The sequence below is a fragment of the Pararhizobium sp. A13 genome (assembly GCF_040126305.1).
Classification (GTDB): Bacteria; Pseudomonadota; Alphaproteobacteria; order Rhizobiales; family Rhizobiaceae; genus Pararhizobium.
On record NZ_CP149510.1, the window covers coordinates 2,666,749 to 2,686,076 of the forward strand.

17 protein-coding genes and 3 tRNA genes are annotated in these 19,328 nt (G+C 61.4%); 17 read left to right on the plus strand and 3 right to left on the minus strand.

What is annotated here, in order from left to right; genetic code table 11:
* Window positions 1-175 precede the first annotated feature (175 nt).
* The gene (locus tag WI754_RS13105) at window positions 176-2,368 is read left to right on the plus strand and encodes an esterase-like activity of phytase family protein (RefSeq protein ID WP_349433879.1); all 2,193 of its coding nucleotides are present in this window, start codon (window positions 176-178) and stop codon (window positions 2,366-2,368) included.
* An 88-nt stretch (window positions 2,369-2,456) separates the two neighbouring features.
* On the opposite strand, the gene WI754_RS13110 is transcribed toward WI754_RS13105, so the two are convergent.
* Complete coding sequence (locus tag WI754_RS13110; protein WP_349433881.1) at window positions 2,457-2,924, minus strand: MarR family transcriptional regulator; 468 nt, start codon at window positions 2,922-2,924, stop codon at window positions 2,457-2,459.
* Window positions 2,925-3,120: 196 nt separating this feature from the next.
* On the opposite strand from WI754_RS13110, the gene WI754_RS13115 reads away from it, so the two are divergent.
* The 4 genes from WI754_RS13115 to WI754_RS13130 all read left to right on the plus strand — a co-directional run bounded on the left by WI754_RS13115 (window position 3,121) and on the right by WI754_RS13130 (window position 8,997).
* A complete protein-coding gene (locus WI754_RS13115; protein ID WP_349433882.1) occupies window positions 3,121-4,398 on the plus strand; it encodes an exonuclease SbcCD subunit D in 1,278 nt (425 codons plus the stop codon).
* The gene (locus WI754_RS13120) at window positions 4,398-7,874 is read left to right on the plus strand and encodes an AAA family ATPase (protein WP_349433883.1); all 3,477 of its coding nucleotides are present in this window, start codon (window positions 4,398-4,400) and stop codon (window positions 7,872-7,874) included. Before WI754_RS13115 ends, WI754_RS13120 begins: the two co-directional genes overlap by 1 nt.
* Window positions 7,875-8,016: 142 nt before the next feature.
* Window positions 8,017-8,415 (plus strand): cupin domain-containing protein, encoded by a 399-nt coding sequence (locus WI754_RS13125; protein ID WP_349433884.1) that lies wholly within the window; start codon window positions 8,017-8,019, stop codon window positions 8,413-8,415.
* 204 nt (window positions 8,416-8,619) lie between these two features.
* Window positions 8,620-8,997, plus strand: coding sequence for a CAP-Gly domain protein (locus tag WI754_RS13130; protein ID WP_349433885.1), 378 nt, complete (start codon window positions 8,620-8,622; stop codon window positions 8,995-8,997).
* Window positions 8,998-9,113: 116 nt separating this feature from the next.
* On the opposite strand, the gene WI754_RS13135 is transcribed toward WI754_RS13130, so the two are convergent.
* Both WI754_RS13135 and WI754_RS13140 read right to left on the minus strand, forming a co-directional pair.
* Complete coding sequence (locus WI754_RS13135; RefSeq protein ID WP_349433886.1) at window positions 9,114-9,371, minus strand: hypothetical protein; 258 nt, start codon at window positions 9,369-9,371, stop codon at window positions 9,114-9,116.
* A gap of 197 nt (window positions 9,372-9,568) precedes the next feature.
* A tRNA-Val gene (locus WI754_RS13140) sits at window positions 9,569-9,644 on the minus strand.
* Window positions 9,645-9,689: 45 nt separating this feature from the next.
* Between WI754_RS13140 and WI754_RS13145 the strand changes: the two genes are divergently transcribed.
* The 12 genes from WI754_RS13145 (at window position 9,690) to nuoG (ending at window position 19,310) form a co-directional block, all read left to right on the plus strand.
* A complete protein-coding gene (locus tag WI754_RS13145) occupies window positions 9,690-9,977 on the plus strand; it encodes a hypothetical protein (protein WP_349433887.1) in 288 nt (95 codons plus the stop codon).
* 71 nt (window positions 9,978-10,048) lie between these two features.
* Window positions 10,049-10,125, plus strand: a tRNA-Asp gene (locus WI754_RS13150).
* 49 nt (window positions 10,126-10,174) lie between these two features.
* A tRNA-Asp gene (locus WI754_RS13155) sits at window positions 10,175-10,251 on the plus strand.
* Window positions 10,252-10,858: 607 nt separating this feature from the next.
* Entirely contained in the window at window positions 10,859-11,224 is a 366-nt protein-coding gene (locus tag WI754_RS13160; protein ID WP_026203374.1) for an NADH-quinone oxidoreductase subunit A, read from the plus strand.
* Complete coding sequence (locus WI754_RS13165) at window positions 11,215-11,793, plus strand: NADH-quinone oxidoreductase subunit B (RefSeq protein WP_037121869.1); 579 nt, start codon at window positions 11,215-11,217, stop codon at window positions 11,791-11,793. Before WI754_RS13160 ends, WI754_RS13165 begins: the two co-directional genes overlap by 10 nt.
* A gap of 17 nt (window positions 11,794-11,810) precedes the next feature.
* A complete protein-coding gene (locus tag WI754_RS13170; protein ID WP_349433888.1) occupies window positions 11,811-12,416 on the plus strand; it encodes an NADH-quinone oxidoreductase subunit C in 606 nt (201 codons plus the stop codon).
* A 57-nt stretch (window positions 12,417-12,473) separates the two neighbouring features.
* The gene (locus WI754_RS13175; protein ID WP_349433889.1) at window positions 12,474-13,664 is read left to right on the plus strand and encodes an NADH-quinone oxidoreductase subunit D; all 1,191 of its coding nucleotides are present in this window, start codon (window positions 12,474-12,476) and stop codon (window positions 13,662-13,664) included.
* On the plus strand, window positions 13,664-13,927 hold the full coding sequence (locus WI754_RS13180) for a hypothetical protein (RefSeq protein ID WP_349433890.1): 264 nt from the start codon (window positions 13,664-13,666) through the stop codon (window positions 13,925-13,927). The genes WI754_RS13175 and WI754_RS13180 overlap by 1 nt, the downstream gene beginning before the upstream one ends.
* Before the next feature lie 15 nt (window positions 13,928-13,942).
* Window positions 13,943-15,067 (plus strand): NADH-quinone oxidoreductase subunit E, encoded by a 1,125-nt coding sequence (locus WI754_RS13185; RefSeq protein WP_349433891.1) that lies wholly within the window; start codon window positions 13,943-13,945, stop codon window positions 15,065-15,067.
* Between the two features lie 12 nt (window positions 15,068-15,079).
* Window positions 15,080-16,384, plus strand: coding sequence for an NADH-quinone oxidoreductase subunit NuoF (gene nuoF, locus WI754_RS13190; protein ID WP_349433892.1), 1,305 nt, complete (start codon window positions 15,080-15,082; stop codon window positions 16,382-16,384).
* 5 nt (window positions 16,385-16,389) lie between these two features.
* Window positions 16,390-17,115 carry an NADH:ubiquinone oxidoreductase gene (locus tag WI754_RS13195; protein ID WP_349433894.1) on the plus strand — a complete coding sequence of 242 codons (726 nt, stop codon included), beginning with the start codon at window positions 16,390-16,392 and terminating at the stop codon, window positions 17,113-17,115.
* Between the two features lie 113 nt (window positions 17,116-17,228).
* Complete coding sequence (gene nuoG, locus WI754_RS13200) at window positions 17,229-19,310, plus strand: NADH-quinone oxidoreductase subunit NuoG (RefSeq protein ID WP_349433896.1); 2,082 nt, start codon at window positions 17,229-17,231, stop codon at window positions 19,308-19,310.
* The last annotated feature ends 18 nt before the right edge of the window (window positions 19,311-19,328 follow it).

A 19,328-nucleotide genomic window follows, 5' to 3' on the forward strand; every position in this document is an offset into this window, starting at 1 on the left:
TTCAAGCGCAGCGTTTCAAACCTCCACCTCTGGTGGAGGTCATGACTTTGCGGCATCTGCTTTACCCCTGTTCGTCTCGCTTGCCCCGGCACTTCCAATGTGCATCGGCTGTCATGCGCGTGTTACACGGTGCGATCACAACCCCTTCGTATTTAATTTATCTGGAGGGATCCCCATGAAGGCATTTTCACTCACCGCAGCACTTGCCGCCGTGCTTGCCGCCTCGACTGCGTCCAGTGCCAGCGCGGAGCCGGTTTTCAATCGCATCGCCGCGTTTGCCGTCGCCGACAATCTTCCGGCCGACGCCGACAGGAAATCCGTGACCTCCGCTGAAATCATCACCGCGAGCGAAGACGGCAACATGCTCGTCTATTCCGACAGCCCGTTGAAGGCGATCGGCTTCATCGACATCACCGATCCGACGACACCGAAGGCCGGCGGCATTCTGTCTTTCGAAGGCGAGCCGACCTCGGTCGCGATCGCCGGACCAAAGGCGCTGGTCGCCGTCAACACACGCGAAAGTTTCGTCAAGCCGTCGGGCTTCCTCGCCACCGTCGATCTGGCGACGAAGAAGCTGGACGCGAAGTGCGATCTTGGCGGACAGCCGGACTCGGTCGCGATCAACAAGGACAAGACTCTGGCTGTCATCGCCATCGAGAACGAGCGCGACGAGGACGTCAATGATGGCCAAATCCCGCAGATGCCGGCCGGCGACCTTGTGATCGTCTCGCTGAAGGATGGTACTGCCGATTGCGCCTCGATCAAGCACGTGACCCTGACCGGTCTCGCGGACGTCGCAGGTGATGATCCGGAGCCGGAATTCGTCGCCTTCAATGGCCAGAACGAGATCGCGCTGACGCTGCAGGAAAACAACCATATCGTCATCATCGACGGCACGACCGGCACGGTGAAGACACATTTCTCGGCCGGCACGACGAACCTCTCTGGCGTCGATGACAAGCGTGACGGCACCCTCGCTTTCACCGGCGAATTGAAGGACGTTAAGCGCGAGCCGGATGCGGTGAAGTGGCTCGACGACAACCGTCTGGTCGTCGCCAATGAAGGCGACTACGAGGGCGGCTCGCGCGGCTTCACCATCTTCGACAAGTCCGGAAAGGTCGTGTTCGAATCGGGCAGCAGCTTCGAGCATGCGGTGGCCGCGATCGGCCACTATCCGGACAAGCGCTCGTCCGCCAAGGGCATCGAGCCCGAAGGCCTGGAGGCCGCGACCTTCGGCGAAGACAAGCTGTTCTTCGTTCTTGCCGAGCGCGCCTCCGTGGTTGGCGTCTACAAGGACACTGGTGCCGATCCGCAACTCAAGCAGATCCTGCCCTCGGGCGTTTCACCGGAAGGCGGCGTTGCCATTCCCGGCCGCAATCTGCTGGCGACCGCCAATGAGGTTGACCTGGTGGAAGACGGCGGTGCTCGCTCGCACGTCATGATCTATGAGCGGGCCGAAGGCGCCGCTGCCTATCCGCAGATCACGTCGGCCGACAAGGGCGGTTTGCCGATTGGCTTCGGCGCTCTCTCCGGTCTTGCCGCGATCAAGGACAAGCCGGGCATGCTTTATGCCGTTAACGACTCCATCTATTCCGCGCAGCCGCGCATCTTCACGATCGACGCCACGCAGACGCCTGCCGTGATCACCGATGCGCTCACCATCACCCGCGACGGCGCTCCGGCCCAGAAGCTCGACATCGAAGGCATCGTCGCCGATGGTGACGGCTTCTGGCTCGCCTCGGAAGGCAATTCCGACAAGCTCTATTCGCACGCCCTGCTGCAGGTGAATGCCAAGGGCCAGATCAAAAAGGAGATCGCGCTTCCGCAAGAGCTGCGCGCCAACGAAGTCCGCTACGGTTTCGAAGGCATCACCAGCGTCGGCGAAGGCGACGAACAGACGCTGTGGATGGCCGTGCAGCGCGAGTGGAAGGATGACGAGAAGGGCTTCGTCAAGCTCGTCTCCTACAAGCCGGCTTCGGAGGAATGGGGTGCCGTGCGCTATCCGCTCGACAAGTCAGAAGAAGGCTGGGTCGGTCTTTCGGAAATCACCGTCCATGGCGATCACGCCTATATCATCGAGCGCGACAATCTGATCGGCAACGCGGCCAAGCTGAAGAAGATCTACCGCGTGGCGCTCGCCGATCTGAAGCCGGCCAAGCTCGGCGGCGAACTGCCCGTCGTCAAGAAGGAAGAGGTCCGCGACCTCGTTCCTGACCTGAAGGCTCTCGGCGGGTATGTCGTCGACAAGGTCGAAGGCTTCACCGTCGATGCGGCTGGCAATGGCTATGTCGTCACCGACAATGACGGCGTGGACGACTCCTCCGGCGAAACGCTGTTCTTCCAGATCGGTACGATGAACGCGATGTAATCGTGTCTGTACCAGTTACGGAAAAGGCCGGGATATGATGTCCCGGCCTTTTCTGTTTCAGCTGCAATGTGACCTGCGAGATATGGTGCTATTCAGCGGCAATCTCGTCCCCGCCGTCTTCCTTGCGCTTGCGGATTTCGTCGGCCTTGGCGACGAGGCGGCTGACGATGTCGTGCATCTGGTCAAGCTGCTCGTCATCGAGCGCGGAGAAGATTTCCTCGATCAGCTGTTTCCGCGGATGTTCGGCCGCTTCCAGCACGATGCGGCCGACGTCGGTGATCGAGACAATCTTGGCCCGGCGGTCTTCCGGATCGGGTTTGCGCACCACCAGCTTGTCGCGCTCAAGCCCGTCGATCGCTTCCGTTACGGTGCGCGGCGCGAAATTGAGCGCACAGGCTATGTCGGTCGACCGACAGGGGCCGAGCTTGCTCAGAAAAAACAGGAACTTGCTACGTGCCAGCGACACGCCTTCCTCGGTCATCGATTCGTTGATGAGCCGGTGAACCCGGTGATAGAGCTCAAAGAGCTTGTCGGAGACTTCGAAAGTGGATTTCATGGGTTTTATATGGATATTATGAGGTGCCATGTCAAATGACGGCCCTTATGGGTTCATAGTCAAGCGTATTCTCACGCTCCTGGTCTCGGGTCTCATATCTCCCCAAAAATGGCGAGAAGAACGAAAGCGCTGAATAGTCGCGCGGGCAGTGTCGCCCGGCATTGACGCGGCCCCGAGGCCCGGGCCATGGTCGGCCATGCCGTTCCGTTTCGTCCACACCGCCGATCTTCATCTCGATTCCCCCTTGCGCAGTCTGGCGTTGAAAAATCCGGAGCTTGCCGAACTGCTGCGCGGAGCGACGCGGACGGCGCTCGCCAGGATCGTCGATCTGTGCCTGGCGGAAAACGTCGATGCCCTGCTGATTGCCGGTGATCTCTACGACGGCTCGCAGACATCGATGAACACGGCGCTTTATCTGGCGAGCGAACTGCGCCGACTGGAGGCCGCCGGGATCCGCGTCTTCCTGATCCGCGGCAATCACGATTCCCAGTCCACCATCAAAAAAGAACTGACACTTCCCTCAAACGTCCATCTTTTCTCAGGGCGTGTGAAACCGATATTGGCAAAGACGCTCGAGAATGGACGCGAGGTCTACATCCACGGCGTCGGCTTCGACAATCCTCACGCGCCCGAAAGCTTACTTTCGTCCTTTCAGGGGCCGGTAGCCGACGCCGTCAACATCGGCATGCTGCACACCAGCCTGGCGGGCGCCCCGGGGCACGATCCCTACGCGCCATGCAGTGTCGCAGCGCTTGCGCGGCATGGTTTCGACTATTGGGCGCTGGGCCATGTCCACCTGCGGCAGGTGCACTCTGAGACACCTCTGATTGTCATGCCGGGCATGCCACAGGGCCGCGACATCAACGAAGCCGGCCCGAAAACCGTAACGCTGGTGACTGTCGGGGACGACGGCCGGTTCGCGCATCGGCAGCGTGAGATCGGGCAGGCCGTCTTCGAGCGCGTTTTCGTCGATCTCGGCGGCGCGCAGGACTGGCGGCAGATGCTGGAGACGGTGGGGGAAGTGCTGTCGTCGCTGAGAAGCCGCTCAATGGCGGATCATCTCATCCTTCGACTTTCCCTGACGGGCTCAACGCCGCTTGCCTGGAAGCTCAGGCGCGATCCGGATTTCCTGCTGGCTGAACTCTCCAATCTGGCAGCGGGTCTCACCTGCTGCTGGATCGAGAAGATCGATATCGAATGCCGGGGCATCGAGGCGGGTGCGTCCCTGTCCGGTCCCGACCCGGTCGAGGAACTGGCGGCCCTGATCCGTTCCGACGTCCTGCCGTCCCACGCCTTTCGCCGGGAAACGGGCGCCATGTTGGACGAACTCCTGCTGCAGCTGCCGCGTGAGCTGCGCGATAGCCTGGCAGGTGACGAGGAGGCCGCGAAGCGGTTCGCGGAAGCGATTGCGCTTGCCGGCAGTGACGATGTTCTTGCCTATCTGCACGGCGGGGCAGGCGAGGCGGATCGCTGATGCGTCTCAGTCGTCTCGATCTCGTCCGCTATGGCAAGTTCACCGGACGCAGCCTGGAGTTCGGCGTTGCACCTCCCAGGCGCCCGGATTTTCACCTCGTCTACGGCCCGAACGAGGCGGGAAAATCAACGCTGTTTTCTGCCTTTCTCGACCTGCTGTTCGGCATCGAACGGTTGAGCGGCTACGGTTTCCTGCATCCCTACCAGACAATGCGCGTTGGCGGTGTGATCGAGACCGGCGGCAAGGTGCATTCTGTCTCAAGGTTGAAGCGCAATCAGAACTCGCTTCTGGGGCCGGACGACCAGCCCTTGCCGGACAACCTGTTTTCGGCGGCCCTTGGCTCGATCGATCGGGCAACCTACCAGATGATGTTTTCGCTTGACGACGACAGCATCGAGAAGGGCGGCGAAAGCATCCTGAAAAGCGAAGGAGAGCTCGGTGCCCTTTTGTTTTCCGCCAGTTCCGGCCTGCCGGATAGCAGCGCCATCCTCTCCGGTCTGAGGGCGCAGGCCGATGCCTTCTACAAGCCGCGAGGGCAAAAACATCTACTGGGCGAGTTGAAGACGGAACTGGACGCACTGAAGGAGGAAAAGAGCAAAATCGACGTCAATGCGCGTGAATTCGCCGGCCTGCGCAAGACGCGGGATGTGGCCGCGGAACGACACGAGGCTGCGGTAAAAGCGCGGGCGGAACTGCGCGTTTCCCTCGATCATGCCCGCGACCGCATCGAGGGACTGCCGCTTCTGGTCCGGCTGCGAGGCTTGCGCGCCGAGCTTGGCGCTTTCGGCGACGGGCCCGAGCCCCCTTCGGCCTGGTACACCATGCTGCCGGCGTTGCAGCGCGAGGAAGCCGAAATCGGCGCTCGGCTGGAACAGCTGGAAAGCGATATCGACCGGCGGGCAGCCGAGATCGCAGCGATCGAGCGGGACGATGCCGTGCTCGCCCTTGCGGCAGACATCCGCGACCTGGAGCGCTCAGGGCTGGAAGCGCGCCACCGGACTGCTGCGAGCGACATGCCAAATCGCCTCGATGAGCGCGGCAAGATCGATGCCGACATCTTTGTGTGTCTTGCGCGCCTGGACCGTACCGATGAGCCAGACCCGGCCGCACTCATTTTGTCGGCGGCCGTCACCGGGCGTATTCAGGATCTGGCGCAGAAGCACTCCGCCGTGAACGAGCGTCTGATCACTGCTGCACGCGAACGGCAACTTGCCGCGGAAGCAAGCGGCGAGGCCGTGAAGATCCAGGCAGCGCTGACGGAATCGGATCCTGCTGCAGGTTCCGGCGACCCGGCGCATCTTGTCGATATTCTGCAAACTCTCCGACAGAATGATTGCCTGCTGCGGCAGCAGGCGGCGAACCGGCAGATTGCCGCGCTCGCGGACCAATTGGCCGACAAGCTTGCAGCGCTCGCACCCTTCCCAATGGATGCGGACAACCTGGCGGCTCTGGCCCCCCCCGAGGATGCCGATATCGCCGAGTGGACGGCGCGGCGATCGACATTGACGGAACAGCTGAAGCGCCTCGATGACCGGGTTGCTGACGAGACTGCGCTGGCCGCTGCGGAGGAGGCCAGGCTGGCGGAACTGACCCGTACCGGGGGTTTTGCGGCCGATGATGCGGCGTTGACGCTTCGGCGGGAGAGGGATCATGCCTGGCAGGCGCATGCCGGGCGATTGGATGGCGAAACGGCGCGTGCTTTCGAAACTGCACTCAGGAAAGACGACGAGGCGGCGGCGCTGCGGCTGGCGCGATCGGAAGACCTTGCCCAGGCAAGGGCCCTTTCGCTGTCGATTGCCGAGCGCAACGGCAAGCTTGCGGCATGGCGGCAGCAGCATCAGGCCGCTCTTGGCGCGATTGCGGATCTAAGGACGGAGATTTCGACAGCAGCCCGCCGCTGTGGCCTTCCGGAGGATACGAAACTGAACCAGCTTGTGGCGTGGCTTGCCCGGCGGGCAGCCGCGCTGGACGCGCGCAATCAGCTTCGCGGGGCGCAGCAGGATTTGCGTCTTGCAGTGGCGGACGAGGAAAAGGCGCTGGTGCGTTTGACCCGGACGTTTGAAGAACGTGGCGTGAAAAATGACATGCCGAAGCGCCTGGAGGACGCGATCGCTTTCGCCGAGCGCACCATGACCGCTCTGCAGTCGGCTCATCGCGCTCATGCCGCCGCCGCCGAGACGGTGGAGCGGACGCAAGCGGCTCTGCGTGCGCGAGATGCCGCATGGTCCTCGGCCGACGCTGAAATGTCAGACTGGACAGCGCGGTGGGATGAAACGATTGGCGCAACATGGCTGGCCGGGGGCGGCCGGACTTTGTCTCCACAGGAGATCGTTCCGGTGCTTGCCGTCCTCCGGGATCTGGACAGGCTCATCCAGCGCAAGGCGGATCTGGACCATCGTATCGATGGCATGCGCAGGGATCAGGTGGTCTTTGCAGCCACCGTCGGCGCGCTCGCCAAACGGCTTTCATTGCCGACATCCGAGGAGCCATTGGTTGTTTTTCAGGCGATACGCGAACGGCTTGCCGGTGCCGACAGGCAGGAGGCTTACTTCAGGCGGCTTTCTGACGAGAATGGTGCGCGCGCAGCCGAGCGGAGTGCTTTGATCGAAACGCGGCAGCGTCATGACGTGCACAAGCGCAGCATGCTCGATCTGTTCGATTGCGCTACGCTGGTCGACGTTGGCGTGCATCTGGAGGCGGCCAAGGCGCGCGGGCGGATTCGGGAGCGGATTGCGGAAGCTGAAGCCGATCTTGCCGCCCGTCTGGGCGTCGGATTCGCCGACGAGGCAGAAATGATCTTGAGTTCGGTCGATAAGGACTGCCTGCAGCTGGAGATGGCGGAGTTGCAGTCGCGGTGGGAGCAATGCGACCGGGACGCAAGTGAACTGCATGCCGAGCGCCGAGATGCGGAAAAGGCGCTTGCTGCCATCGGCGGAGGCGATGCGGCAGCCCATATCGACGAACGCCGCCGTACGGTGCTTGCCGAAATCGAGGACCGCGCGACGGCCTATCTGCGGCTGCGCGTCGGCATCCTTGCCGGTGAAACGGCGCTCAGGCTCTATCGCGAGCGCCATCGCAGCGCGATGATGCAGCGAGCATCTGCGGCCTTCAGCGCCATCAGCGGCGGCGACTACGAGGGGTTGACGACGCAGGCGGAGAAGGGCGAAGAATTCCTGATCGCCAATGCTGCCGGTGGCGGGTCGAAAATGGCTCGGGATCTTTCCAAGGGCACGCGGTTCCAACTCTACCTGGCGCTGCGCATCGCCGGCTATCACGAGGTTGCCGCAACGCGCGAATCTCTGCCCTTCATTGCCGACGACATCATGGAAACCTTCGATGACGGCCGCGCGCAGCATGCCTTCGGACTGATGGCGGACATGGCGCAGGTCGGGCAGGTGATCTACCTGACCCACCATCAGCATTTGTGCGATATTGCCCGCGCGGCCTGCCCGGATGTGACGATCCACACGCTTTGATTGCTGATTCCCGTTTTTCCCGCTCGGTGACGGGCTCGATTCGGCGGCAGCGATATGCAAGGTATGGTCGATTGTAACGCCGCTTCCATTCCCGAAGCGGCGATGGGCATGACAGATTTGTCGAACCAAGGAGCCATTTGCCATGGAGATCAAACCCTCCGGATCCCGGCCGTCGGTCAAGCCGTCACCGGACTATTTTACCGGCAGCGTCCGGCAGGACCCGATCATGGATGCGCCGGAACCGGCCCGCATGCGCAGCGTGTCCGTCACCTTCGAACCGGGCGCACGCACGGCCTGGCACACCCATCCGCTCGGCCAGACCTTGATCGTCACCTCCGGAAGCGGGCTTGCGCAGGTGTGGGGCGAACCGATCCGCGAGATCAGCGCAGGGGACGTCGTCTGGTTTCCGCCGGGCGAAAAGCACTGGCACGGCGCGGCAGTCACGACGGCCATGACCCATATCGCCATCCAGGAGGCGCTTGATGGAAAGGCGGTGGACTGGATGGAGCCCGTGACGGACAGCCAGTATCAGGGAAAATGAGGTTTTCGGCATCGCGGCTGGTTGGCGTTGCCGAGGCGGCAGGCGTTTTCGCTTGAGGTTGATTGCATGCCAGTTCGGTGAGGCGTGCGGAGCCGGCTGTCATCACGGCGCTTTGTTCGTTGCAATGCGAGGCCGACCAGAGTTATTTGATCGTCAAGACCTTGCCGGCCGCATTCGCTTGGAGAGGCCGGGCAGAAGGATTTCGTGATGTATAATTTTCATGTCGGACAGAAGGTCGTCTGCATCAACGACACGTTCAAGCATGTTTCGATCGATCAGGGCATTCGCAAGGGCCAGATCTATACAATCCGGTGGGTTGGTCCCTACAAGCACTATATCGATGGCGAGTTCATCGGCGTCAAGCTGGCGGAAATCCACCGCGGCAACGACGACGGTCCGGAAGGCTACGGCGCGGCTGACATGCCCTATCGCGCGACGCGGTTCCGGCCGCTGCTGAAGGACCGGCTGTCGGCGTTGAAGAACCTGCTTGCGCCTATGCCGAAAGGGGAAAAGCCGTATTTGCCCGAGGCGCCGGAAGAGCCGAAGCGCAAGACGCCGGTGCGAAAGAAGGAAACCGTTTGACGGGATTCTCGCGTCTTCTCGAAGTCAGACGCGAATCGCTGAACAGCTTTTCCCCTGGAAATCATGTCTTCCTGCTGGCACACCCGTGGGCGTCGCTCAAAACGATGTTTTCCCGTTCACAGGTCGTCGAAAACTCTGTCCCTGCGCACGAGCCTCAGCGACCGGTCAGGCTGTATGACATAGGTCTCTTCGGAGGGCTGGCCGTATTCGTCGTTCAGCCGGTGGCGCACCACACTGCCAACCGGCGCCTTGGCCAGTTTTGTTGCCGGCTGGCCATTATAGGTGATGCTGCCGGGAATCGGCGCAAGTTCCGGCATGGCAGTGCAGGCGGCAAGCCCCGCGGCAAGCGCTACGGTCAAAATCGCATTCCTCATGGGCATCCCCTGTTATTTGTAACCCCGTCAACCATGACGCACCGGCGGACGGAACGCGATCGCCCCCACCTTTTCATCCGCCAACACATGGCGATGTCGCCGTCTATTGGCAAGGGCGACGAGCACCGCTCACAAGAAAGCTTTTGCGACCATGCGTCGTGTCGTGATGAAAACCAGTGATGTGCTTAGGGGATAAATGGTGGGCGATGAGAGACTCGAACTCCCGACATCCTCGGTGTAAACGAGGCGCTCTACCAACTGAGCTAATCGCCCTTCGCGAAGCAGGACCAGTGTCCGCCGCGTCGGTGGCCGTGATCTATGCGTATCGGCGAAAAACCGCAAGAGTGTTTGCAAAGATTTTTTGATTTTTTTGCAGGCGGCCGCGAACAAACCCGGCAACAAGGCGATGAACGCGTTGTGGAAAACGGCAGGGACTTCGATACGGCGAAAGGCGGCGCGCCGGTCGATGAACGCGTCAGGGAGAGGAGCGGCTCCCCAGTCTCTGGCGCAATTTCCATTGCGCTTTTTCGCCCCTGTGGAAACAATTCGCCGGCTGTCATCGTTTTGTCTCCAAACCTGCTTGACACTAAAAGACGAACCCCGTAGTTAGCCGCTCATCGAAACGGCCAGTCCGGTTCGAGCGGATGCGAAAGCATTCGGATTGCTTGAAATGAAGTGCGGGTGTAGCTCAGTCGGTTAGAGTGCCGGCCTGTCACGCCGGAGGTCGCGGGTTCGAGCCCCGTCACTCGCGCCATTTCAAGGAAAGCGCTTTTGCGCCAATCCGGGTTTTCCATCCACAGTGCGCGGGTGTAGCTCAGTCGGTTAGAGTGCCGGCCTGTCACGCCGGAGGTCGCGGGTTCGAGCCCCGTCACTCGCGCCATTTTTCTCTTTAAAATCAAAAAATTCACGATACGGAAAACAGCGAAGCGGCTCTGCCGCGCGCAGCCGCTCGGACCGATCTTTCAGATGTCGATCGATCGTGGTTTGAGGTGGATGCAAAGCTCTATGGCCGCTGCGATGATTTTCTGCCGCACGGTTTCCGCGGGTGAGTCTTCGATGTGCGGCGCGCGCTCGCGGGAAGGCAGATGCCTTGCGCCTATGCAAATCCAGGATAGTGGCTATGCGGTATTGCGGCATCTCCAAGGTCGTAAGGCAGCGCCATCGGCTCACCCCCATTTTTGCGTCCAGCCCACGATTTCAATCGATTTTACCGCGCGCGACCATATGTCTCTGGGTTGTCGGGCAAGGCGGTTGCGGTCTGTGGTGCCTCCTTCCGTGGAGGTTTTGCGGGATTTGCGCGTGCCTGCGCGGGATGCTAGCTTTTGGCCGGCCTTCATTCCGCCCGTAGAAGGGGATGAAAACCGTTCTGAAGGCTTGCACAGCGGCGCTGGCTGCGCTAACGACGGTGGCGTTGCAACATAATTTTTCGGCCTGTGAGCTTTGTTTTTGCGCTTCTCCAGCGCGCCTCGCAGGCAGGGACGGATACAATGACAGACCTTCTCGGCTCCTATATTCCGATTGCGATTTTCATCGGCATTTCGTTGGTTATCGGCCTGGCGCTGCTGATTGCGCCGTTTGCCGTTGCCTACAAGGCGCCCGACGATGAAAAGCTGTCGGCCTACGAATGCGGCTTCAACGCATTCGACGACGCCCGCATGAAGTTCGACATCCGATTCTATCTCGTGTCGATTCTCTTCATCATCTTCGATCTTGAAGTGGCGTTCCTGTTCCCCTGGGCCGTTTCGTTCAAGGAGATGGGCTGGTTCGGTTTCTGGTCGATGATGGTCTTCCTCGGTGTCCTCACCATCGGCTTTATCTATGAATGGAAGAAGGGAGCGCTGGAATGGAACTGACCTCCGGCACCACGCTCGTTGCGCCAAAGCCGAAAGGGATCGTCGATCCCTCGACCGGCAAGCCGATCGGCAGCAATGACAAATTCTTCGGCGAGATCAACAATGAGCTCGCCGACAAGGGTTTTCTGGTTACCTCGACGGACGAGCTGATCAATTGGGCCCGCACCGGCTCGCTGATGTGGATGACCTTCGGTCTGGCCTGTTGCGCGGTCGAAATGATGCAGATGTCGATGCCGCGTTACGACGCCGAGCGCTTCGGCTTTGCGCCGCGCGCCTCGCCGCGCCAGTCCGACGTGATGATCGTCGCCGGCACGCTGACCAACAAGATGGCACCCGCTCTGCGCAAGGTCTACGACCAGATGCCCGAGCCGCGCTACGTCATCTCGATGGGCTCCTGTGCCAATGGCGGCGGCTATTATCATTATTCCTATTCGGTGGTGCGCGGCTGTGATCGCGTCGTGCCGGTCGATATCTATGTGCCAGGCTGTCCTCCCACGGCGGAGGCTCTCCTCTACGGGGTGCTTCTGCTGCAGAAGAAGATCCGCCGCACAGGCACGATCGAACGGTAAGGGCAGGGGACCTGATCATGAGTGAAGCCCTGAACGCACTGGCGACCTACATCCGCGAAACCCGCGGCGCGCTGATTTCCGACGCCACCATCACCTTCGGCGAACTGACGCTGACGGCGACCTCGGACAATCTGATTGCGCTTTTGACCTTCCTGCGTGACGACGCCCGCTGCGGTTTCGTCAATTTTACCGATATCTGCGGTGTGGACTGGCCGCAGCGCCCCGACCGTTTCGATGTCGTCTATCATCTCCTGTCGCCGAAGCAGAACCTGCGCATCCGCATCAAGGTCGCGACCGGCGAAGACCAGCCGGTCCCGTCCGCCTGCGCCGTCTATCCGGGCGCCGACTGGTTCGAGCGGGAAGCCTACGACATGTACGGCATCCTCTTCACCGGCCATCCGGACCTGCGCCGTATCCTCACCGACTACGGTTTCGAGGGGTATCCGTTGCGCAAGGACTTTCCGACGACCGGTTTCGTCGAAGTGCGCTACGACGACGAAGCCAAGCGGGTCGTCTACGAGCCGGTCGAACTGAAGCAGGAATTCCGCAACTTTGACTTCATGTCACCTTGGGAAGGGACGGACTACGTTCTGCCCGGTGACGAAAAAGCAAACGCGAAGTGACAAGGAAGGCCGGCGGTCCCGCAAGAGCGAGGGCCTTTCCGGCTTGGAGCAAGCGGCATGAACGAACATAACGTCCGTAATTTTAATATCAATTTCGGACCGCAGCATCCGGCGGCGCACGGCGTGCTGCGTCTCGTGCTGGAGCTCGATGGCGAAATCGTCGAGCGTGTCGATCCGCATATCGGCCTGCTGCACCGCGGCACCGAGAAGCTGATCGAGACCAAGACCTACCTGCAGGCCGTGCCCTATTTCGATCGGCTCGACTATGTCGCGCCGATGAACCAGGAACATGCCTTTGCGCTGGCGGTCGAGAAGCTGACCGGCACCGAAGTGCCGATCCGCGGCCAGCTGATCCGTGTTCTCTATTCGGAAATCGGCCGTATCCTGTCGCACCTTTTGAACGTCACGACGCAGGCTATGGACGTCGGCGCGCTGACGCCGCCGCTCTGGGGCTTCGAAGAGCGCGAAAAGCTGATGGTTTTCTACGAGCGGGCCTGCGGCGCGCGCATGCACTCGGCCTATTTCCGTCCCGGCGGCGTGCATCAGGACCTGCCGCATGAACTGGTGGAAGACATCGGCAAGTGGATCGACCCGTTCCTGAAGACCGTTGACGATATCGATGAGTTGCTCACCGGCAACCGCATCTTCAAACAGCGCAACGTCGACATCGGCGTCGTCAGCCTCGACGACGCCTGGGCCTGGGGCTTCTCAGGCGTCATGGTGCGTGGCTCGGGCGCCGCCTGGGACTTGCGCAAGGCGCAGCCCTACGAATGCTATGCCGACATGGATTTCGACATCCCGATCGGCAAGAATGGCGATTGCTACGACCGTTACCTGATCCGTATGATCGAGATGCGCGAAGCGGCCAAGATCATGCGCCAGTGCGTCAATCGCCTGCTCGGCGACGCCAAGATCGGACCGGTTTCGTCGCTCGACGGCAAGATCGTGCCGCCGAAGCGCGGCGAGATGAAGCGCTCGATGGAAGCGCTGATCCACCATTTCAAGCTCTATACCGAAGGCTATCACGTGCCCGAGGGTGAGGTTTACGCGGCCGTCGAAGCACCGAAGGGTGAATTCGGCGTCTATCTCGTCTCCGACGGCACCAACAAGCCCTACCGTTGCAAGATCCGTGCCCCAGGTTACGCGCATCTGCAGGCGATGGATTACATCTGTCGTGGCCACCAGTTGGCCGACGTATCGGCCATTCTTGGCTCGCTCGATATCGTATTCGGCGAGGTAGACCGTTGATGCGTTTGATTGCCCTGATGCTTTGCGGATCGATGCTTGCGGCAGCGCCGGCTCTCGCGCAGGAGACTGCGCCGGACACCGGTGATCCAAGCATCAGCGGTTCGTCGGGCAGCGGCATCGGCCGGCTTCTGGGCCAGGGCTATGAGATCAGGGCCGCGGTGCCGAACGGCACGCGCTACATCGTATTTTTGCAAAAAGACCAGTCAGCCTATGCCTGCGAGTTCGTCTCCCTGACGAAGTCGCGGTGCGGTTCGATTAACTGATAAGGTGCGGGAAGAATGTCCGTTCGTCGACTAGCCGAGGAAAATGTCCAGCCAGCGAGCTTTGCCTTCAGCAAGGACAATGCTGTCTGGGCAAAGGCAACGATCAAGAAATACCCGAAGGGTCGCGAGCAATCAGCGGTCATTCCGCTGTTGATGCGGGCGCAGGAACAGGACGGCTGGGTCACCAAGGCGGCGATCGAAAGCGTCGCCGATATGCTCGGCATGCCCTATATCCGCGTGCTCGAAGTTGCGACCTTCTACACCCAGTTCCAGCTGAAGCCGGTCGGTACGCGCGCCCATGTGCAGGTCTGCGGCACGACGCCCTGCATGCTGCGCGGCTCCGAGGACCTGATCAACCTCTGCAAGAAGCGCATCCATCCCGAGCCGCTGACGCCGAATGAGGCGGGTACGCTTTCCTGGGAAGAGGTGGAGTGTCAGGGCACTTGCGTGAACGCGCCGATGGTGATGATCTTCAAGGACACCTATGAAGACCTGACGGTTCCGCAGCTGGAATATATCATCGACCGTTTCGACGCAGGCAAGGGCTCCGACGTCAAGCCGGGACCGCAGATCGACCGTATCTACTCCGCGCCGGTAGGTGGCCCGACAACGCTGCTGACACCTGAAAAGAAGCCTGCTGCGCCGCGCGCCAAAAAGGCGGGCGGGGAGGCGGCTGTAAGCGTGCCTCCGTCCTATGCGGCGCGTCCGAAGACCGATGCGCCTGAAACCGATCCGACGCTGAAGACGCCGGCAACGGCAAAGGCGGAATCCGCGGCGAACGACAAGGTTGCCGGTGACACCAAGGCTGAAGGTGCCGTCGCCGCCAAGCCGACGGCAGCTGCCGCAAAGCCATCGCTCCAGGACAAGAACCGTCCCGCTGGCGTCGAGAGGCCGGCGACCCCGGATGACCTGAAGCTGATTTCGGGCGTCGGTCCGAAGATCGAGGCGACCCTGCAGGAACTCGGCATTTTCACCTACGCGCAGGTCGCCGGCTGGAAGAAGGCCGAGCGCGAATGGGTGGACGGCTATCTGAATTTCAAGGGCCGCATCGACCGTGACGACTGGGTCAAGCAAGCCAAGGCGCTGGCCAAGGGCGGCGAAGCCGAATACATCAAAGTCTTCGGCAAGAAGCCGCGATAAGTTAGGTGAACCATGCTCGACGATAAAGATCGCATTTTTACCAATATCTACGGCATTCACGACAAGTCGCTGAAGGGCGCGATCAGCCGTGGCCATTGGGATGGCACCAAGCAGATCCTGGAAAAAGGCCGTGACTGGATCATCAACGAGATGAAGGCGTCGGGTCTTCGCGGCCGTGGCGGCGCCGGCTTCCCGACGGGTCTCAAATGGTCCTTCATGCCGAAGGAAAGTGACGGCCGGCCGCATTACCTGGTCGTCAACGCCGACGAGTCGGAGCCGGGCACCTGCAAGGACCGTGACATCATGCGCCACGATCCGCATACGCTGATCGAAGGCTGCCTGGTCGCGAGCTTCGCCATGGGGGCGCATACGGCCTATATCTACGTTCGCGGTGAATATATTCGCGAACGCGAGGCGCTGCAGGCGGCGATCGATGAATGCTATGACGCCGGCCTTCTCGGCATCAACAACAAGCACGGCTGGGACATGGACATCTACGTCCATCACGGCGCCGGCGCTTATATCTGCGGCGAAGAGACAGCACTTCTCGAAAGCCTCGAGGGCAAGAAGGGCCAGCCGCGCCTGAAGCCGCCGTTCCCGGCCAATATGGGTCTCTACGGCTGCCCGACCACCGTCAACAACGTTGAATCGATTGCCGTTGCGCCGACGATCCTGCGCCGTGGCGCTGGCTGGTTCTCCGCGATCGGCCGTCCGAACAACGTCGGCACGAAGCTGTTCATGGTTTCTGGCCACGTCAACAGGCCGTGCACCTTCGAAGATGCGATGGGTGTGCCGTTCCGAGAGATGATCGAGCGCCATTGCGGCGGCATCCGCGGCGGCTGGGACAATCTTCTGGCAGTCATTCCGGGCGGCTCGTCCTGTCCGGTGGTCAAGGCCGAGGACATCATCGATGCGCCGATGGATTTCGACGGCATGCGCGATGTGAAGTCGTCCTTCGGCACGGCGGCCGTGATCGTCATGGACCGCTCGACCGACATCATCAAGGCAATCTGGCGGCTGGCTGCCTTCTACAAGCATGAGAGCTGCGGCCAGTGCACGCCGTGCCGCGAAGGCACCGGCTGGATGATGCGCGTCATGGAGCGCATGGTCCAGGGCCGCGCCCAGAAGCGCGAGATCGACATGCTGTTCGATGTGACGAAGCAGGTCGAAGGTCACACGATCTGCGCGCTCGGCGACGCGGCGGCATGGCCGATCCAGGGCCTGATCCGCAATTTCCGTCCTGAGATGGAAAAGCGCATCGACGAATACACGCGGAATTCGACATCGCATGGGGCGGTGCTGCAAGCGGCGGAGTAAGCGATATGAACAGGCCGGAACAGGAAGCAGACAAGGGTACACGGGCAGGATCTGCCGGTCCTTCCATCGGCTCCCCGGCCGGAAGAAACGACCCGTTCGGCATGACCGAGTGGCTGAAGGACATGCCGAAGGTGCCGCTGCATCCGCTGATGCAGCATCCGGCGGTGGCGATGGCGGCAGCAACCGCGATCGGTCTCGGTGTCACCAGCCACATCGCCGGCTTCATGTTCGGGGCGATGCAGGGAATGGCCGGGACGGCGCAGAAAACCGGCGCCGCAGCGGAGGAAAAACCCGCGGCGGAGCCTGCCGAACTGGTAGCAAGCACTGCCAAGGCGGCGGATACGGCGCCGGTGGCGGAGACTGCGAAGCCAGTTGAGGCAGAGCCGATCAAGCCTGCCCCGGTTAAGTCTACACCGGCGAAGTCTGCGCCTGTAAAGACTGCACCAGTCAAGGCCCAGCCGGTAGAGACCGCTCCGGCAACGGCTGAAAAGCCGAAGCGACAGAAGGCTACGGCCCGCGTTGTCGAAACGCAGGCCGATGACCTGAAGCGGATTTCGGGTATCGGCCCGAAGCTGGAGCAGGTGCTGAACGGCATGGGCGTCCGGCGTTATGCGGATGTCGCGTCGTGGAGCGATAAGGACGTGAAGCGTTTCGACGAGCAGCTCGGTTTTGGCGGCCGCATCGCGCGCGACGGCTGGGTCGAGCAGGCAAAGACCCTGGTGAAGGGTTGAGATTGAGTTTCGAACGGCAATCGGAAACGGTTTTCGTTCAAGAGGTTAGCGTGCCTTTATAATATCTGTTCGCGGCTTTGGCTGGCGAATGAACGACAGGATTGAGTGCGAAGATGGCAAAGCTGAAAGTCGACGGAAAAGAGATCGAGGTACCGGATCATTTCACGCTGCTGCAGGCGTGCGAAGAGGCCGGCGCCGAGGTTCCGCGCTTCTGTTTTCATGAGCGGCTGTCGGTCGCCGGAAACTGCCGCATGTGTCTGATCGAGGTGAAGGGCGGGCCGCCGAAGCCGGCAGCCTCCTGCGCCATGGGTGTGCGCGATCTGCGTCCCGGCCCGAATGGCGAAGCGCCGGAAGTCTTCACGACCACGCCGATGGTCAAGAAGGCCCGCGAGGGCGTCATGGAATTCCTGCTGATCAACCATCCGCTCGACTGCCCGATCTGCGACCAGGGCGGCGAATGCGATCTGCAGGACCAGGCCATGGCCTTCGGCGTCGATTCGACCCGCTACAATGAGAACAAGCGCGCGGTCGAAGACAAATATATCGGCCCGCTGGTCAAGACCGTGATGAACCGCTGCATCCACTGCACGCGCTGCGTCCGCTTCACCACCGAAGTTGCCGGCATTGCCGAACTCGGCCTGATCGGCCGCGGCGAAGATGCCGAGATCACCACCTATCTCGAGCAGGCGATGACCTCGGAGCTGCAGGGCAACGTCGTTGACCTCTGCCCGGTCGGCGCTCTGACCTCGAAGCCCTATGCCTTCAACGCCCGGCCGTGGGAACTCGGCAAGACCGAATCGATCGATGTGATGGACGCAGTCGGCTCGGCGATCCGCGTCGATACGCGCGGCCGCGAAGTGATGCGCGTCATGCCGCGCGTCAATGAAGAGATCAACGAAGAGTGGATTTCCGACAAAACCCGCTTCATCTGGGATGGCTTGAAGACCCAGCGTCTCGACCGTCCCTATGTGAAGAAGGACGGCCGCCTGCAGCCTGCGAGCTGGAACGAAGCCTTTGCCGCGATCAAGGCTGCCGTCGCCAAGACCAGCGGCGACAAGATCGGTGCCATCGCCGGCGATCTGGCCTCGGTCGAGGAAATGTATGCGCTCAAGGAACTGATCTCTTCGCTCGGCTCGAAGAACATTGACTGCCGCCAGGATGGCGCAGCGCTCGATCCGTCGTTCGGCCGTTCGAGCTACATCTTCAACCCGACGATCCAGGGCATCGAAAGCGCCGACGCGCTGCTGATCATCGGTTCGAACCCGCGCTTCGAGGCCTCGGTTCTGAACGCCCGTATCCGCAAGCGCTTCCGGATGGCCAACTTCCCGATCGCCGTGATCGGCGAGCAGGCCGAGCTTCGCTATTCCTACGAATATCTCGGTGCCGGCACGGATACGCTTGCCGAACTGGTTGGCGGCAAGGGCAAGTTCCTCAGCGTCCTGAAGAAGGCGCAGCGTCCGATGATCATCGTCGGCCAGGGCGCCATCTCAGGCGGCAATGGTGCTTCGGTTCTGGCCGCAGCAGCCAAGCTCGCTGGTGCTGTTGGCGCGGTCACTGCCGACTGGAACGGTTTTGCCGTCTTGCACACCGCAGCTGCCCGCGTCGGTGGTCTCGATCTCGGTTTCCTGCCGGGTGAGGGGGGCAAGACTGCCGACGAAATGCTGACCGCGACCGATGTTCTGTTCCTGCTCGGCGCTGACGAAATGGATTTCTCGGGCAAGACCGCCGGCTTCACTGTCTATATCGGCTCGCATGGTGACGAAGGTGCGCATGGTGCCGACGTGATCCTGCCGGCCGCGACCTATACGGAAAAATCGGGTACCTGGGTCAATACCGAAGGCCGCGTCCAGATGGGCAACCGCGCCGGCTTCGCACCGGGCGATGCCCGCGAGGACTGGGCGATCATCCGCGCGCTGTCAGACGTGCTGGGCAAGCGCCTGCCGTTTGATTCGCTGAGTGAATTGCGCGCGAAGCTCTATGCGACCCATCCGCATTTCGCCGAGATCGATACGATTGCACCTGGCGCCAGCGGTGAAATTGCCGCACTCGGACAAAAAGCCGGTGAGATGGCCAAATCGGTATTTGCGTCTCCGGTCAAAGACTTCTATTTGACGAACCCGATAGCACGCGCATCCGCCGTCATGGCCGAATGTTCGGCTTTGGCACGCAACAACTTCAAAGCTGCGGCGGAATGAGCGCGAGGGAATAAGACG